We start from the raw sequence: 16,756 nt of genomic DNA on the forward strand, positions 1-16,756 counted from the left end.
GTTTGCTGAAACTATAATCTTTCTAGCCAATACGATGCCAGATATATTTTTGTATTTCATCACCAGATTCTTGACGATCCAAGCATTGGTGACCTCGGTTTGCTATCGCTTTTGGACAATAAAAAAGACCGCTTTCGGCGGTCTTTTTTGTGAGTGTTTTGGAGTCGGCTAGGCAGTACGCAGACGGATGATTTTGGTGGCGTGAAGTAGCTTGACAATGGGGTAAGTCGGGTCAAACTCGTACCATTTTACCGCGAAGTTTGGACGGTTTGGAAGCTTGTGGTGGTTGTTTTGAAACAGCTCGCCAAGCATCAGAACATCCAATAGTAAGGAGTTTTTGGACTGGTCGTTGTTGTCAAAGTTTGCGTAGCCGTACTTATGGCCGCTCCAGTTGACGATCGCTCCGTGCACGGGGCCCATCAGAAAATGGATCGGCAGCAAAAAGTACATCCACCAGTGGGTGCCGGGCAGCTCAAAAACCGAGATGCAGAGCACGTAGATCGCCACATAGACCAACACCCAGCTCACTCGGATGGCCATGTTGTCGGCAAATCGGTCAAACTCGTTCCAAGCGGGGATGTCTTTCGAAAAGCGCTCCTCGGGCTTCAGCTTGAAGCTGAAGTAGTCGTTGTAGATGTTTTTGGTCTTCCACATCATGGTAAACAGGTTTTCCGTGTGATGCGGGCTGTGGGGATCCTTCGGGGTGTCGGAGTAGGCGTGGTGCATGCGATGCAGGATCGCGTAGGCCCGGGGAGAGAGGTAGGAGGAACCTTGCCATATCCAGGTGAAGAAGTAGAAGAACTTTTCCCAGAACTTGCTCATCACAAACATCTGGTGGGCGGCGTACCTATGGAGAAAGAAACTCTGGCAAAACAGGGAGAAATACCAGTGAAGCAAGAAGAAGATAATGATAATCACTGAGGTAATTTTTACATTGAGTTTGCAAATATAAGGCTAGATTGGCTTTGATCCTGTGCCGGAGGCAAAATGCAGGCAAAATGGGCGATGATTTATATCAGTTCGGGCCTTTTTTTCGATTCTATTCTTTCAAACACCTATTTAATATGAGTGCCAAAAACAACGGAACCTCCGTGCTGACCAAGATCATCCTGGGAGGAATATCCGTCCTGATCGCGGACTATCTGATGAGGGGGGTGAGTATAGACACGTGGACGACTGGTTTTATCCTGGCGGCGGTCATTATCTTGATCAACTTCACCCTCAAGCCCATCATGGTCATCCTCACTTTTCCGATCACGCTGCTGACCTTCGGACTGTTTTTGCTGGTGATCAATGCAGGCGTGATCCTCATCGCGGCCTATTTCGTTCCTGGCTTCTCGGTTGGGGGATTTTGGTGGGCTTTGGGCTTTTCGCTAGTGGTCAGTTTGATCAACAGTGTCTTCGGGATCAGCCTCAGCTCGGATCGCTAGGGTTTGGTCATTGACTCGGATGTAGGATTTGAGGAGTCCGTTTTTGTCTTTGCAGTAGACTGTCGGCCCTTGGCTTTTCTTTACTTCCACGACTAGGATCGATCTCTCGTTGAGGTCCGTTTGGGCGGCTGTTTTGTCATCAAAGAGCTTGACTTCGTCCGTGGAAAGCGAGATCCTCGGGACACAAAATTCCTCATTGGCGGACTCGATCATGTAGCGCTCCTCGTCTGGGTCTATGCCGATGACTTTTTTGTCGTCGGAGACGCCGATCAGAATAAATCCACCCTCTGAGTTGGCCATTCCAGCCAATGTTTTTGCGATCTTTTCCTTCGAGGTTATTTTCTGTTTGAAATCCAATTTATCGCCCTCCTTTTGCCTAATTAGGCTTTTGACAAATTCTTCCTCAAATTTTGCTGATTTCATTTTATTCGTTTAATTTCTTATCTAAATGTAAACTGTGATTTGGTGAGATTCGTTACTCTCCAGATTGACCTTAATACCCACCTTAGTTTATTTGAATATGACTTTTTCCAATCCCGGATTTGATCCACAAAACGTAGATAGCTTAAAGGCCGAGCTCAAGAAGTCCGGCAAGAACTTTAAGATTATCCCCGACGACGAAAACTCCGACGAGTTTGTCAATTTTTATTTTGTCGGGATGTTTGAAGGCAGAGAGGTAATCTACGACGCTGCCCTGTACACGCTGAGGCTTCACCATGCCAGCGAGGTGTATGAATTGGCCGAGCATGAAGCTGCCAAAAAATTCCCCAATTTCAAGGGGATTACCTACGAAGAAGACGAAAACGGAAACATGAAGCCGCTGAGCAGCGAGGAAGAAGAAGTGGGCTGGTTTATCACCGAGATCATCATGGAGCTGGAGGAAGAAGAAGCGGTGAAAGTCCAGGAGTTTGTGGACATCGACACCAACCATGATTATGGCGTGGGCTTGGATGCGGCGCTCAATGTGGACGAGATCAACGAAAAAGTGATTTCCAGCTTCGTGAGCGAATTTAACGACGATACTTTGGTGCTGGATGACACCCTCTATACCTTCCAGACTGAAGAGGACGAGATCTAGGCCGGCTTGCTGGTGTAGACGCTACCTTACTTAAACACGACAAATTCCGCACTGGCCGTCGCCGGTGCTTTTTTTATGCTCAAAGTAGCTTGGTCAGAATACTATGCGCACCCATTGCCTCTCGGGCACAGGTTCCCGATGGAGAAATACGAGCTCTTGCCGGAGCAGTTGCTGTATGAGGGCACGCTAACTAGGGAGAATTTTTTCGAGCCTACGCTGGTGGACGAGCGGTGGTTTGCAAACACCCACGATGCCGACTACCTGAGGAGGCTCTATGCACTGGAGCTCAGCAGGCAAGAGGTCAGGGCCATCGGTTTTCCCCAGTCGGTGGCGCTGGTGGAGCGGGAGCGGCTCATTGCGAGCGGCTCTATTCAGGCGGCGGTGTACGCGCTAGATCACGGGATCGGGATGAATATCGCCGGAGGCACGCATCATGCGTTTTCCAATCGCGGGGAGGGATTTTGCCTGCTCAATGATCTCGCGATCACCGCCAACTACCTATTGGGCAAGCAACTGGCTACGCGCGTACTTATCGTGGATCTGGATGTACATCAGGGCAACGGTACGGCGGAGATTTTTCGGGACAATCGGGATGTGTTTACGCTGAGTATACATGGAGAAAAGAACTTCCCGCACCGCAAGGAAAAATCCCACCTAGACGTGGGCGTGCCGGATGGCATAGACGATGTGGCTTATGGCGGTATTTTGGCAGGGACGCTGCCCCGGGTGCTCGGAGAATTTGAGCCCGATTTTCTGATTTACCAGAGCGGTGTGGATGTATTGGCCACGGATCAGCTCGGCCGCTTGGCTTTGACTCAGGCTGGGGTGAGGGAGCGCGATAGGTTTGTGTTGACTTTGGCTAGAAAAAACGGAATCCCGGTAATGTGCTGCATGGGCGGGGGTTACTCCCGACAGATCAAGGACATCGTGGAGGGGCATGCGCAGGTGTACCGACTGGCGCAGGAGCTCTATTTCTAAAAGGTTAACCGAAATTAACGGACAGATTTCTGCCCAATTCTTGCAAAATCAATACTTTCTATATATTTGCGGCCAGTCAACCTTAACGTATTAAAAGTGAAAAAAGGATTAAAATTCTTAGGAGTATTCGCACTTGCCTCAGTGCTTTTCTATTCATGTGACCAAAAAACCGCCGCTACAGCCGAGCCAGCCTCTTCAGGTGAGGGGATGCCCGCCGGAGACATGAAAGTGGCTTATGTATATACCGACTCCGTGATCAACAAGTATGACTACTTCAAGAAGATGTCTGAAGAGATCACTTCCAAGGGAAAGAGATTTGATTCTGACCTGCAGTCCAGAGCGAGAGGTTTTGAGCAGGAAGTGGCTACTTTCCAGCAAACAGGAGGCAACATGACTCCAAACCAGGCCCGCGCCAAGCAAGACGAACTGATGCAGAAAGAGCAGAACCTGATGACCTACCGCAACAACCTCATGCAGGAGCTGTCCGCTGACGAGGCGAAACTGATGAATGACGTGTACGAGCAGGTGCAGACCTACATCAAGGACTACGCAAAAGAGAACAACATCGACATCATCCTGAGCTACACCCGCGGCGGCGCGATGTGGTATGCCACCGAGGCGATCGACGTCACTGCTTCTGTAGTGGATGGCCTGAACAAAAAATACGCAGCCAACCCAGCTGGGGCAGCACCCGCTGCAGCCGATTCCACTGCGAAAAAATAAGATCGGCCTCAAGCCAGTCACTGAAACCCGGAGCTTCTCCGGGTTTTTTTGTGGGTAAAAATTGGGTATTTTTGCGGCACTATCGAAAAACCCGAACGAAATGAAAATCACGGAATTTTTAAAGCACAACTACCGACACTTCAACGCCGCAGCCCTCATAGACGCTGCCGAGGGGTACAAAGCCCACTTGGACAACGGTGGCAAAATGATGGTGACCCTCGCCGGCGCCATGTCCACTGCCGAGATGGGAATCTCCCTGGCCGAGATGATCCGCCAAGACAAGGTCCAGATCATCTCCTGTACCGGTGCCAACCTGGAGGAAGATGTGTTTAACCTCGTGGCCCACGACTACTACGAGCGCGTGCCCAACTACCGCGAACTTTCCACCGCCGAAGAGCAGGCTCTGCTGGAGCGCCACATGAATCGGGTCACCGATACCTGTATTCCGGAAATGGAAGCGATGCGCCGCATCGAAGACGTGATTTTGGAGGAATGGGTGAAGGCTGACCAAGCCAACGAAGCTTACTTTCCCCACGAGTTTTTCTACAAGATCCTCCTTTCGGGCAAGCTGGAGCAATTCTACCAAATCGATCCCAAAGACAGCTGGCTGCTGGAAGCTGCCAAGAAAAACCTCCCCATCATCGTTCCTGGATGGGAAGATTCTACCTTGGGCAACATGTTTGCCGGCCACGTGATCTCCGGTGACGTCAAGAAAGTACACACCGTACGTACTGGAATCGAGTACATGATGTTCCTTGCCGAATGGTACACCAAGAACGCTTCCGAAGAAAGTACCATTGGATTTTTCCAAATTGGCGGGGGAATTGCAGGAGACTTCCCTATCTGCGTGGTACCGATGTTGCACCAGGATTTGCAGCGCACCAATGTTCCGCTTTGGGGCTACTTCTGCCAAATCTCTGATTCGACCACTTCCTATGGATCCTACTCCGGAGCCGTTCCCAACGAAAAAATCACCTGGGGCAAGCTCGGACAGGAGACCCCAAAGTTCATTGTCGAATCTGATGCAACCATCGTGGCGCCCCTGATTTTCGCCATAGTGTTGGATCAATAAGCATGAAAAATTCAAAACCCCATATTCTGAAAGCAAGCGGCCTGGTGCTGCTTGCTTTTTGCTTTTCCCTCTCTTCCAAAGCGCAAGAACTGCGCTCCCTCTCTGGGGCTAACAGTCCCAACGACGACACCAACCCAGTCTGGATAGGTGACAATACCCTGCTTTTCACCCGAGCCTTCCATCCGCTCAACCTTGGCGGCGCCACCGACCCTGGAGATATCTGGGAGACGCGCAAGGACGAGTCTGGAGAATGGGGAGAGGCTGCCCATCGGGCAGACTTGAGTACCGCGGGCTATGACTTGGTCTTGGGACTCGAGGATGTGCTGACCCTCTTGGTGCTGAGAAAAGAAGGCAGCGAAACCTCTATCCACCAGTTTTCCAAGTTTGGTGCGGACTGGAACTACCTCCGCAAGGTGGATTTTCCGGGTTTGGGTTCTTTTGAGGGAACTCTGACCGGCAGGGTCGCCGAGGGAGGGAAACTGGTTTTCCTTGCGGGAAAACGGCCTGGGGGATTGGGCAATGAGGATATTTATGTTGCCCAAAAAACCGGGGTGATCCAATGGTCTGAGCTGAAAAACCTCGGATCCTCCATCAATGGCTTCGGTCAGGAGACCGGGCCGTATTTTGACCCAAAAAGCAATCAGCTGTATTTTTCCTCCAATTCCCACATGGGCGCAAACGGCCGCGATATCCTGATTGCCAAAAAGATGGGGGAATCCTGGGATAGCTGGAGTAAGCCTGAAAAGTGGGAGCAGATCAGCTCCAATGGGTCTGACGCATCCATCACCTTCCTCGACCAGGATGAGATCGTATGGACCAGTACGCAAAACAGCGATGGCTTTGCCGATCTGATGACCTTTGCCACGCCTGTGCCATTGGTGATCCCAGAGGAATTCGTCGCTGTGGCCGCGCCGGAGGCTGTGGTGGAGAAGCCGATCAAACCTAGCCTACAGCCTGCCCAGCCCGCAGTGCCTGCTCGCGTTCAGCTTTCGGAGGTACAGCCGGTGGAGATCCCCATGACCGACTCTACGAAAATACCTAGCCAAAACACCATTACTCCGACGCTGGCGGTGGCAAACCCCGCTTCGTCGATTTCCGAACCTCAAAAAGAGGTCGAAACGCCTGTGTCTTTTTTGGCGATCGACGCCAAAAACAAGGTGCAATTGTCTTTTAGTCTGGCTTGGCAATCCGGAACCGCTGCGGCGGACTTTCAGGAGCCATATTTGATTTCCGAGTTGAAAGCCAAGGGCATCAGCTCGGTGAAGGTTTCCTCGCCGGGTTATTTTCCCAAGCAGGTGCTGGTGGAAAGCTTCGATACCAAAACCGAAACCGTGGTGCTGCTCACCAAGGCTGAGGCTGGAAGTACGGTCTTGCTGGAGGACGTGAACTTCAAAAGGGGAACCGCGGAACTCGAAGGGGAGGAAACCGAGGCAAGCTTGGCAGATTTGGCCAAATTCCTTATCGAAAACCCCGAAATCACGATCAGAATCAATGGCCATACGGACAACGTAGGCGATCCAGGTCTGAACAAGCAGCTCTCGCTGGAGCGGGCGGGAAGTGTCAGGGATTTCTTGGTGGACAAGGGAGTGGACTTCGAAAGCCTACGGATTTCCGGTTGGGGAGGTACGCGCCCCATCGCTTCCAATGCGACCGAGTCGGGCCGGGCAAAAAACCGGCGGGTCGAGCTGGCGGTGGAATAAATCAAAAGGGCTTCCGGATTATCCGGAAGCCCTTTTCTTTTGTCCTCTCGCTCATCTATCAGAGTGAGTAGTCTCCGCGATAGGTTCTTTTTACAAACTGGTTGGCAGGATCGAAGTTGGTGATCTTCATGTTTGGTCCATCCCACAGCAGCTTGATTCCACGGCCTGGATAGTCAAACTGGTTGTTTGCACCTTCCCTTTGCACGCGGTAGTCGTAGCTTCGGATGGCGAGATTTCCCATCAATACTGACTCGGTCAGTGGGCCGGCCACGGAGAATGGGGAACTGAGCTTTTTATACTCCTCGGATCCGTAGCCGCCGATGCAGGCTTCCACCCAGTTGTTGTAGTGGCCGCGATCCCCTCCTGGAACTCGGTATTCTGTCTGAGGGACGCTGACCTCCTGGGTTCTCTTGGTAGGCAATAGTTTGGGGTTTGCTCCATAGGTGGCGCACATCATTTTGCCTTTGGTGCCTTCGATGATCACGCCATTTCCCCCATCACCCATGATTTCGTTCGGCTCCAGTTCTTCAGGACGGGTAGGCTGTATGCCTCCGTCCATCCAGTGGAATTCCAAATCTGGCTTGCCAGGTCTATCGAAGCGCAGCGTGATGTGGGAGGAAGGAGGGCAGCTCTCTGGGAAATAGCCCTGCTTGAACTCACCGACATAGACTGAGCCCACGGAGCATTCGGCGGATTTGGGATAGCCGAGACCGAGGACTCTAAAAGGAGGCTCCATGATATGGCAAGCCATGTCACCCAAGGCGCCTGTGCCATAGTCCCACCAGCCTCTCCAGTTGAAGGGCACCAGATTGCCTACGTAGTCCTTGTATGGAGCGGTGCCCAGCCACAGGTCCCAATCCAGGTCTGCGGGAGGAGCTACGGGAGTTTTGGGCCACTCGATGCCCTGAGGCCACACAGGTCGGTTGGTCCAGGAGTACACTTTGATGGCTTCTCCGATGGTGCCGGCATTGTACCACTCGACCATTTGTCGGACGCCGTCTCCAGAGGAGCCTTGGTTGCCCATTTGGGTGACCACTTTGTATTTTTCGGCTGCTTCGGTCAGCATCCGGGCTTCGTAGATATCGTGTGACATGGGTTTCTGCACATACACGTGCTTGCCCATTTTCATCGCCATCATGGCCTGCACGGCGTGCATGTGATCGGGGGTAGAGACCGATACGGCGTCGATGTTTTTTTCCTCCTTCTCCAGCATGACGCGGTAGTCTTTATAGTACGCCGCCTTGGGATGGGCTTCACGGCTTTGCTTGGCACGGGTATCATCGACGTCGCAGAGGGCGATCATGTCGACTTTGCCAGAAGCGAAAATCCCGCGGACATCGCCGCCCCCCATGCCGCCCACACCGATGCTGGCCACGCGGAGCTTATCGCTGGGAGCGATGTAGCCCGGGCCGCCGAGTACATGTCTTGGCACGATATAGAATCCGGCAAGTGCCAGCGCTGAGCCTTTTATGAAACTTCTTCTGGAGGATTGCTCCGGGTTGGAAGGTTTGTTTTCCATGATTATTTCAGGTTGAGTTTAGACAGTTGAGTTTCAAATTATCAAAAGAAGGGATTTAAAATTCTCTCGGAGGGAAAAAATGACAAAAGGTATGATCCTTTTCTTTCCTACTCGGAGGACTTTGCCGAAAGAGCTTTTGTCCGCAGGATTTGATCGCGGCTAATTTCAAAATTAATTTGGTTTGTGGAAAATAGATTTCTAAAATTTTCAATTAAGTTTATCCAAAATCACTTAAAATGAAAAAAACAATCTGGACGCTGCTGCTTGCAGGTACACTTGCCATGGGGGGCTGTAAGGAGACCCCATCATTTTCGGACTCGGCCATCATCCCCCTGCCCCAAGAGCTTGCCAATGGATCGGGAAGCTTTGACCTGAGCCCAGAGATGGGCATCCAGCTGGTAGGATCAGGAGAAAAGCTGACCAAGATCGGCAACTACTTGGCCAGCAAGCTTCGGCCGGCGACCGGATTTGACCTTCCTGTTTCCAATGAGTCTGGGGAGATAGTTTTGGAACTGACGGGCATTGGAAGCTCCGAGGCTTATGAGATCGAGGTCACTGGGGACGAAGTAAAGATCAGCGCCGATGGAGAAGCAGGCTTGTTTTATGGCGTGCAGACACTGCTTCAGCTTTTGCCCCAGGAGATTGCCCATAGTGCCGTGCAATCGGTGCAGTGGACCATTCCAGGCGGAAGCATCAAGGATGAGCCTTCATTTTCCTACCGAGGATCCATGCTGGATGTGGCGCGCCATTTTATCTCCCTGGAGGACGTCAAGTACTACATCGACCAGATGGCTGCCTATAAGCTGAATTACCTTCACCTTCACCTGACAGATGACCAAGGCTGGAGAATCGAGATCAAGTCTTGGCCTAGGCTGACCGAGGTCGGTGGGAGTACCGAAGTAGGCGGAGGGGAAGGAGGGTTTTATACCCAAGAGGAATACAAGGAGATCGTGGCCTATGCAGCCGAGCGCTTCATTACCGTAGTGCCAGAGGTGGATATGCCCGGCCATACCAATGCGGTACTGGCTTCCTACGGCGACCTCAATCCTGGGATCAACTTGCCCGACGGAGACCTGACCACGGTGACCAAGACTCCCGAACGCGAAGTGCAGGTGAATGTCCGCCAAGCCTCTGAGCTCTACACAGGGATCGAGGTGGGCTGGAGCACCTTTGATTCCGATCTGGAATTGACGTATGCTTTTGTGGACAGTGTGGTGCGAGAGATCTCAGAGATCACTCCCGGGCCCTACTTTCACATCGGCGGGGACGAGTCCCATGTGACCGAAAAGGACGACTACATCTACTTTGTGGAGCGTGTCCAAGACATTGTTTCCAAATACGGAAAGACCAGTATAGGCTGGGATGAGGTGGCTACTGCTAAACTCCTTCCGGGAAATATCGCCCAATACTGGTCTAGAGAGGACGAAAACGCAAAACTGGCCAAAGCGCAGGGCAATCAGATCCTCATGTCGCCAAATACCCGTGTGTACCTAGACATGCAGTATGACAGCACGTCCCGCATCGGCCTGCACTGGGCCGGGTATGTGGATTTGGATGCCGCGTATTCATGGGAACCGACAGAGCTCATCGAAGGGTTTACCGCTGCCGATATTTTGGGCGTGGAGGCTCCACTCTGGACCGAAACGGTGACCAACCGTGCCGACATTGACTACCTCGCTTTTCCCAGACTGAGCGCTATTGCTGAGGTGGCTTGGACCAAAAAGGAAAGAAGAAGCTGGGACAGCTACGCTAAGCGTGTTCCCGTCCACGGAAAGCGGTGGGACATTCAGGGAGTAGGCTTCTATCGCTCTCCCAAAGTGACTTGGTAGGAAATCGAGCATTCATTAGACCCGAGGCTGGCTACAGCTTCGGGTTGTTTTTTCTTAGACGGGGTAATTTTTGATTTTGGCAAAATTGGGCCTATTATCGAATACTAATCCAAGGCAGGCATCGCCTGGGCAACACAAGAAAGATCAATGGGAAACATCATCATAGAGTTCAGCAACTGGATTTGGGGGCCACCAATCCTGATTTTGCTTTTGGGCGGCGGCGTGTATTTTTTGGTCCATTCGGGCTTTGTTCCTTTTCTCCGGATGGGACATGCCATCAAGCTGCTCAGCGGGAAATATGACGACGATTTGGCCCCAGGCCAGATTTCCTCTGCCCAGGCGCTGTCCTCGGCTATTGCCGCTACGGTAGGTTTGGGCAACATTTCGGGAGTGGCCATTGCCATCAACATGGGCGGGCCTGGCGCGCTTTTTTGGATGTGGGTTGCTGCCTTTGTGGGAATGGCGACGAAGTTTTACACCTGTACTTTGGCGATCATGTACCGGGGCAAGGACAGCGCTGGGGAAATCCAGGGCGGCCCCATGTACTTTATCGAAGAGGGCATGGGCAAAAAATGGAAGTTTTTGTCCGTCATTTTTTGTGTGGCGGGAGTGATCGGCCTGCTTTCCATCTTCCAGGCAAACCAACTCACGGCAGTGATCCAGGCGGTATTGATCGAGCCCGACACGATGGAGGAGACGGTCCGCAACAGATGGATCATCGGCTTTGGTATGATGGGGCTCACCGCGGTGGTGATCTTGGGAGGAATTCAGCGTATTGCCTCAGTAGCTTCCAAGCTGGTTCCTTTCATGGTGGCGGTGTACATGATCACGGTCTTGATCATCGTCTTCCAATACCTAGATCGGGTGCCGGAGATGTTCAAACTGATCTTTGTGGATGCCTTCACTGGGAATGCCGTCATGGGCGGCGCCGTCGGTGCGGTGATCATCACCGGTGCAAGGAGGGCGGCTTTTTCCAACGAAGCAGGGATCGGTACCGCGCCGATCGTGCATGGCGCTTCCAAAAACAGGGAGCCGGTCCGCGAGGGACTGATAGCGATGCTTGGGCCCTTTGTGGATACGGTTATCGTTTGTACGTTGACCGCGCTGGTGATTTTGGTGACCGGAGTGTGGGAAAACACGGAAAATGATGGCGTAAGACTGACCCTTGAGGCCTTTGAGACTGGGATCCCGGGCGTCGGGAAATACCTGCTGATGCTTTCGGTTTTGGTCTTTGCGCTGTCCACGATGTTTACCTATTCCTACTATGGGCAAACGTGTACGAGTTACCTTTTTGGAGCAGACAAGGCCCATTTTCATAACTATTTTTACCTCGCGACCATCGTGGTCGGCGCTGTGGTAAGCCTGGAGGTGGTCGTCAGCCTGGTAGATGGGATGTATGCCATCATGGCTTTTCCCAATATGATAGCGGCGCTGTACCTGTCACCCAAGGTCCGTGCGGCGACCAAGGATTATTTTACCCGGATGAAGGCGGAGAAGCAATGAATTTCCTGATAGCTCCGAACGCTTTCAAGGGAACGATAGCTGCTGACGATGCGGCGACTCTCATCGCCGGTGAGATCAACAAAAGGCCAGGGACAAACTGCCTGCAGCAGCCCGTGGCAGATGGGGGAGACGGCACCTGTCAGCTCCTGATCGATTCTTTGGGTTTGGAAAAGGTGCCTGTGAGAACTCTCAATGCCGTAGGGCAGGGGGCCATGGGGTATTTTGGCTGGGATCCGGTCGAACTGAAGGCTTATCTGGATATCTCCACAGCCTCTGGTATTGGTGTATTGGACAAACACCAACGAGATCCCTATATCACTTCCACTTTCGGTACGGGCCTGCTGATACGGGCGGCCGTGGACTATGGAGCCAAAGAGGTCATTTTGGGTCTGGGTGGAAGTGCGACGGTGGACATGGGGATTGGCATCCTCTCCGCGCTGGGAGTTTTGTTTCTGGACGAAAATGGGCGGGAAATCCCCGCCTTTTCCCCGGGCTATCTCCGAAAAATCCAGCATATACAGCGTTCTCCGCAAGTTCCGGTTATTGCTTTTACGCTGCTTTGCGATGTGAGAAATCCCTTTTTGGGAGCCGAGGGTGCGGTCCCTGTCTTTGGTCCCCAAAAAGGACTCAAAGAAGATCAAATGCATGAATTTCATAAGGATTGCGAGCGTGTGCTTGATCTCTTGATTCGGAAGTCAAAGAGGGATTGGGTGGATAGTCCAGGTTTTGGCGCGGCTGGCGGAGTGGCGTTGGGACTGTCTTTTTTCTTCCCAAGCGAGATCAGGTTTGGAGCATCCTATTTTTTCGAATTGGTAGAGATGAGGGAAAAAGTCCTTTGGTCTGACTGGATTGTCACCGGGGAGGGGCAGTATGACTCCCAGAGTGATCAAGGCAAGGCTAGTTACGAGTTGCTGGGACTTGCGAAAACGCTTGACAAAAAGACCGCGCTGATCACCTCAGGCCAAGGCGCGCGGGACTCGGGATTCGACGTGGTGTTGGAGCTTCCGTCTTTGGACTTTTCCCGTGTTGACTTTCGGGAGCGTGCACGCGAAAATCTCAAAAAGGTGGTCTCCCAAGCAATGGCGGAAGGGAAGCTTCTGTAGGGGGAAGTGAGGTCAAAAAAAAAGGAGGCCAAAGCCTCCTTTAAACGTATCGTAAATCGATCAATGATCAGCTTTCTTTTTCTTGGAGAAAGTGCTTCTCACGTCCATCGCGGAAAGCCCCGCTCCAAGTCCAATAAGGGTACACACAATCAGCAGAAACAACTGGGCTCCTGACATGATAGGCGAGCTGAAAACATCTAGTAGTATCATTTGTTTTATTTTGAATTCGGGATTGATGTGCGAAGATAAAACCGAGCGCCGATTTTACAAAGCATAAGCGCTTCGACCGCGTGGATTAGTGTGAATTAATCCAAGTCGTCCTCAAAGTCATCGTCCTCAAAATCCTCATCGTCGAAATCTTCGTCTTCTTCGTCAAAGTCTACGATGTTGTCCAGATCGCTTTCTTCGTCCAGATCGTATTCGTCTTCAAATTCGTCATCGAATTCCTCTTCGTCTTCGAAATCGTCAATGTCATCGAAATCTTCTTCAAAATCCTCCATGGCTGTTTTAAAGGGGTTTTATTGGTTTACTCGTTACGAAATAAGGCAAAAAATTAAATACACCAATAGGGACAACTTTAATTTTTTTGATTCACAATCCATTTTTTTGAGTTCAGGCTGTGACCCAAAAGGTTCAAGCTCGTCAGTCGTCTCGGCCATACTTTAAAAGACGCCAACTCGTTTTCCGGCCGAAAACTGAGATAGGTTTTCTTTGAAATCTTATTTGGCAGATCCTCTCTTTCACCGAAAGTCGATTTTTTCTTCGGGGCAAAGTGGGGAGAAGCTCCCCAAAAAGAAACGCTTATACACAGGTCGTGGAGTGGAGCCGCCCTTGTATACTCGCCTTTGGCTTCCGGTTTTTTTTATGATTCAGGGTAGCAAAGTAGTTTGGTTTTTCAGCAAAGAAAAAGTCCGCGGCGGGGATTTGCGCGGACGTCTGGAAACCGAAAGCTAAAGGGGATTCCGTTCAGCTAAAGATGGATTTGATGTATTTCTTGATCAAGGGCTTGGAGAGGTACTCCTTGACTACTTGGTATTGGCTTGCTTTGGTAATATCCCTTTCGTCCACAGAGCTGCTCAGGATATAGATCTGGGGATCGTGGTAGTCTGGTTTGAACAGGTCAAGAAAGTCCCATCCGTTCATTTCGGGCATATTCAGATCCAAAAAGAGGTAGTTTGGACGGATGCCGTTGATCTCTTCGAGGGCTAATTTGGCACTTTGATATTTGTAAAACTGACATGGCTCCTTCACGTTTTTGGAGATCAGTTTTTCAGTGACAAAAGAACTGATGGGATCATCGTCTATAAGAACAATCGTTAACATCAAAGTGCAAAATTCCAGTGGTGAAATGCATAAATAGCTACACAAAAGTATAGCTAATTTTAAGTTCTACAAATACTTTGCCATAAAACAAATCGTGAATAGAGGCTAAATCGCCTGCCCGCTTTTTTCCTCCCTTCTAATATACCAAAAAAACGAAGGTGTTTGGGCGGAATTTCGATACTTGCTCTCGGAAAAAAGAGAATGGGCATCGGAAAAAATCTGTCTTGAAGTAGTTCCAAGTTTTTGCCGAAGTCAGTCGAGCGACAATTCCGTTTCTGAGGCGCAGGGAAAAGGTTATTTTCCGGCTGCCTGGTTTTGGTTTAGGAAGGAGTTGAGCACGGAGTCAAGTGTCTTTCTGACCTTTTTTTCCTTGTATTTTGGACTGCTTACCTCGGTCACCCCGGTGAGGGTCATCAGAAACTTGTCTCGAGCGGGGTCAATGAAGTCCACGATGACTTGCAGAAGCTCATAGCTGCTGGTGGTGACTCTGGGCATGTTGTAGGGATTGTACATCCAAGGGTCGTACACCCGATAGCCCCAGTAGGGATAGGGGTTGGGATTGTTGACGGTTTCGCGCTGTCGTGGATCTTCGTTGGAATTGTAGCGGATCACCAGATCCGGTTGCTTGGCATCGTACACCATGCCTGCTTCTTCCAATGTTTCCTGCATCTGAATCTGCACCATTTCATCCAAGAATTGGGAAGAAAAGCCTCTCATCCCCAGTTCCTTGTTGACAATCACAAAGGTCTGGTAGGGCCGAGCCATGGGGATCTCTGTGTTTTCCTTGAATATTTCTATCGAGCTGCAGGATGCTAACATCAAGACGAAGCAGACCAGGAGCAGAGGATGGATTTTCTTTGTCAATTGTGGGCGATTTGGGGTTTTGGCACTCATAAGCTTAATGAAGATAGTTTTTCTTCCTTAACGGAAAAAGCAAAGCCTTTATTCGGAAATCTTTCCCGACAAAGGGCAGGATTGTTATTTTTGCCAAATTGATTTTCATGAGCAGACCTGATTTTGACGATATTTTCATGGAATTGGCGGTGAATCTGGCCAAGCGCTCCCACTGCATCAAAAAGCACGTAGGGGCGGTTTTGACCAAGGAAACCCGCATCATTTCTATCGGCTACAATGGGCCTCCTGCCGGTACGCACAACTGTGACTTGGAGTTTCCGGAGTCGGGCTGTGCCCGCGACAGTAAGGGGAGCTGCTCCCTGGCGCTTCATGCCGAGCAAAACGCCATCCTCTATGCGGTGAAAAACAATACCTCGGTAGAAGGATCGACGCTGTACGTCACGCTTTCTCCCTGCCTGGCCTGTTCGAGAATTATCTTTTCCATGGGGATTTCCAAGGTCGTCTACCTCTTTTCCTATGCGGAGTACAAAGGCATAGGAAGCGACGAGGGCGTGGATTTTCTGAGGAAATTTGGGGTGGAAGTAGAGAAATACTCCAAGGAACTCGAAGTGCAGGATCAGCTGATCTAAATGAAATTCACCTCGGGATGGAGCTCTATTCCGAACTTCTCCCGGATTGACTGTCTGATTTTTTGGGACAAGGCCTCGATCTCTGTCCCTTTGCCTTTCCCATAGTTGACCAAAACCAAGGCCTGCTTGCCATGGACGCCGACTTCGCCGGTGCGTTGGCCTTTCCAGCCCGCTTGCTCAATGAGCCAGCCAGCGGGTACTTTCACTCCGGATTCATTGGGGTAGCCGGGGATCTGGGGATATTGCTGTTTTAAGGATTCAAATTCCTCATTTGAAATCGTAGGGTTTTTGAAAAACGAGCCCGCATTGCCGATTTCCTTTGGGTCGGGAAGTTTGGATTGTCGGATTTCGATGACGGCTTGACTGATCGCAGCGATGCTGAGCTCAGTCACGCCTTTGGCCTTCAAAACATCTTGGATCGCGCCATACTCGATGTGAAACTCTGGATGCTTTTTCAACCTGAATGTGACCGAACAGATGATGTATTGATCTTTCAGCACGTTTTTGAAAACGCTCTCCCGATAGCCGAAGCTGCAGGCGGCCGCGTCGAACGTCTCCATTTCCAGGGTGTTTCGGTTGAGCGCTTCCAGGCTTTCGAAGATCTCCTTGATCTCCACGCCATAGGCGCCGATATTTTGCATGGGGGATGCGCCCACCGTGCCGGGAATAAGGGAAAGGTTTTCGACACCGGCCCAGTTTTGGGCGATCGCGTGGGAAACCCAATCCTGCCATACCTCGCCTGCGCCTACTTTGACCCAGATATGGTCTTGGTCTTCCCCAACTGGCTGGATTCCTTTTAGTTCTATCTTGATGACCAGGCCCTCAAAATCGCCGCGTAGGAGCAAGTTGCTGCCTCCGCCCAAGATCAACACTTCCGTAGCCCTTTCGCTCGCCCAAGTAAGCGCCTTTTTCAGATCCTCGACAGTGCCAATTGCGGTAAAAAAACGCGCTTTTTGGTCAAATCCGAATGTGTTGAGGGACTTTAGGGAAATGTTTTCTTGTATCTTCATGAGC

At 51.0% G+C, this 16,756-nt stretch carries 17 protein-coding genes; 10 read left to right on the top strand and 7 right to left on the bottom strand.

What is annotated here, in order from left to right; genetic code table 11:
* Window positions 1-168: 168 nt before the first annotated feature.
* On the bottom strand, window positions 169-918 hold the full coding sequence (locus J0A68_RS19460) for an acyl-CoA desaturase (RefSeq protein ID WP_206579918.1): 750 nt from the start codon (window positions 916-918) through the stop codon (window positions 169-171).
* A 146-nt stretch (window positions 919-1,064) separates the two neighbouring features.
* Between J0A68_RS19460 and J0A68_RS19465 the strand changes: the two genes are divergently transcribed.
* Window positions 1,065-1,430, top strand: coding sequence for a phage holin family protein (locus J0A68_RS19465; RefSeq protein ID WP_206579919.1), 366 nt, complete (start codon window positions 1,065-1,067; stop codon window positions 1,428-1,430).
* Here J0A68_RS19465 and J0A68_RS19470 read toward each other — a convergent pair.
* On the bottom strand, window positions 1,374-1,853 hold the full coding sequence (locus tag J0A68_RS19470) for an AlbA family DNA-binding domain-containing protein (protein ID WP_206579920.1): 480 nt from the start codon (window positions 1,851-1,853) through the stop codon (window positions 1,374-1,376). The two genes, J0A68_RS19465 and J0A68_RS19470, sit on opposite strands and share 57 nt — an antisense overlap.
* A gap of 97 nt (window positions 1,854-1,950) precedes the next feature.
* On the opposite strand from J0A68_RS19470, the gene J0A68_RS19475 reads away from it, so the two are divergent.
* The 5 genes from J0A68_RS19475 to J0A68_RS19495 all read left to right on the top strand — a co-directional run bounded on the left by J0A68_RS19475 (window position 1,951) and on the right by J0A68_RS19495 (window position 6,981).
* Entirely contained in the window at window positions 1,951-2,508 is a 558-nt protein-coding gene (locus J0A68_RS19475) for a hypothetical protein (RefSeq protein ID WP_206579921.1), read from the top strand.
* 75 nt (window positions 2,509-2,583) lie between these two features.
* Window positions 2,584-3,486, top strand: a complete 903-nt coding sequence (locus J0A68_RS19480) for a histone deacetylase family protein (protein WP_206579922.1) — start codon at window positions 2,584-2,586, stop codon at window positions 3,484-3,486.
* Window positions 3,487-3,582: 96 nt separating this feature from the next.
* Window positions 3,583-4,209, top strand: coding sequence for an OmpH/Skp family outer membrane protein (locus J0A68_RS19485; protein ID WP_206579923.1), 627 nt, complete (start codon window positions 3,583-3,585; stop codon window positions 4,207-4,209).
* 100 nt (window positions 4,210-4,309) lie between these two features.
* Window positions 4,310-5,281 carry a deoxyhypusine synthase family protein gene (locus J0A68_RS19490; RefSeq protein WP_206579924.1) on the top strand — a complete coding sequence of 324 codons (972 nt, stop codon included), beginning with the start codon at window positions 4,310-4,312 and terminating at the stop codon, window positions 5,279-5,281.
* A gap of 2 nt (window positions 5,282-5,283) precedes the next feature.
* Window positions 5,284-6,981, top strand: coding sequence for an OmpA family protein (locus J0A68_RS19495; protein WP_206579925.1), 1,698 nt, complete (start codon window positions 5,284-5,286; stop codon window positions 6,979-6,981).
* A gap of 58 nt (window positions 6,982-7,039) precedes the next feature.
* Here the strand turns inward: J0A68_RS19495 and J0A68_RS19500 are convergent, their stop codons facing one another.
* Entirely contained in the window at window positions 7,040-8,500 is a 1,461-nt protein-coding gene (locus tag J0A68_RS19500) for a Gfo/Idh/MocA family protein (RefSeq protein ID WP_206579926.1), read from the bottom strand.
* Window positions 8,501-8,736: 236 nt separating this feature from the next.
* On the opposite strand from J0A68_RS19500, the gene J0A68_RS19505 reads away from it, so the two are divergent.
* The 3 genes from J0A68_RS19505 (at window position 8,737) to J0A68_RS19515 (ending at window position 12,935) form a co-directional block, all read left to right on the top strand.
* A complete protein-coding gene (locus J0A68_RS19505) occupies window positions 8,737-10,329 on the top strand; it encodes a beta-N-acetylhexosaminidase (protein WP_206579927.1) in 1,593 nt (530 codons plus the stop codon).
* Between the two features lie 147 nt (window positions 10,330-10,476).
* Window positions 10,477-11,832: an alanine/glycine:cation symporter family protein gene (locus tag J0A68_RS19510; protein ID WP_206579928.1), complete on the top strand. Its 1,356-nt coding sequence runs from the start codon at window positions 10,477-10,479 to the stop codon at window positions 11,830-11,832.
* A complete protein-coding gene (locus tag J0A68_RS19515) occupies window positions 11,829-12,935 on the top strand; it encodes a glycerate kinase family protein (RefSeq protein WP_206579929.1) in 1,107 nt (368 codons plus the stop codon). Before J0A68_RS19510 ends, J0A68_RS19515 begins: the two co-directional genes overlap by 4 nt.
* Window positions 12,936-13,240: 305 nt before the next feature.
* On the opposite strand, the gene J0A68_RS19520 is transcribed toward J0A68_RS19515, so the two are convergent.
* The 3 genes from J0A68_RS19520 to J0A68_RS19530 all read right to left on the bottom strand — a co-directional run bounded on the left by J0A68_RS19520 (window position 13,241) and on the right by J0A68_RS19530 (window position 15,122).
* Window positions 13,241-13,435 carry a hypothetical protein gene (locus J0A68_RS19520; RefSeq protein ID WP_206579930.1) on the bottom strand — a complete coding sequence of 65 codons (195 nt, stop codon included), beginning with the start codon at window positions 13,433-13,435 and terminating at the stop codon, window positions 13,241-13,243.
* Window positions 13,436-13,901: 466 nt separating this feature from the next.
* Window positions 13,902-14,258 carry a response regulator gene (locus tag J0A68_RS19525; RefSeq protein ID WP_206579931.1) on the bottom strand — a complete coding sequence of 119 codons (357 nt, stop codon included), beginning with the start codon at window positions 14,256-14,258 and terminating at the stop codon, window positions 13,902-13,904.
* Between the two features lie 294 nt (window positions 14,259-14,552).
* Entirely contained in the window at window positions 14,553-15,122 is a 570-nt protein-coding gene (locus J0A68_RS19530) for a DUF4136 domain-containing protein (protein WP_236025671.1), read from the bottom strand.
* 137 nt (window positions 15,123-15,259) lie between these two features.
* On the opposite strand from J0A68_RS19530, the gene J0A68_RS19535 reads away from it, so the two are divergent.
* Entirely contained in the window at window positions 15,260-15,742 is a 483-nt protein-coding gene (locus tag J0A68_RS19535; protein ID WP_206579933.1) for a deoxycytidylate deaminase, read from the top strand.
* On the opposite strand, the gene murB is transcribed toward J0A68_RS19535, so the two are convergent.
* Window positions 15,739-16,752: a UDP-N-acetylmuramate dehydrogenase gene (gene murB, locus J0A68_RS19540; protein WP_206579934.1), complete on the bottom strand. Its 1,014-nt coding sequence runs from the start codon at window positions 16,750-16,752 to the stop codon at window positions 15,739-15,741. The two genes, J0A68_RS19535 and murB, sit on opposite strands and share 4 nt — an antisense overlap.
* Between the last annotated feature and the right edge of the window lie 4 nt (window positions 16,753-16,756).

This window comes from Algoriphagus oliviformis (assembly GCF_017254915.1).
Classification (GTDB): Bacteria; Bacteroidota; Bacteroidia; order Cytophagales; family Cyclobacteriaceae; genus Algoriphagus; species Algoriphagus oliviformis.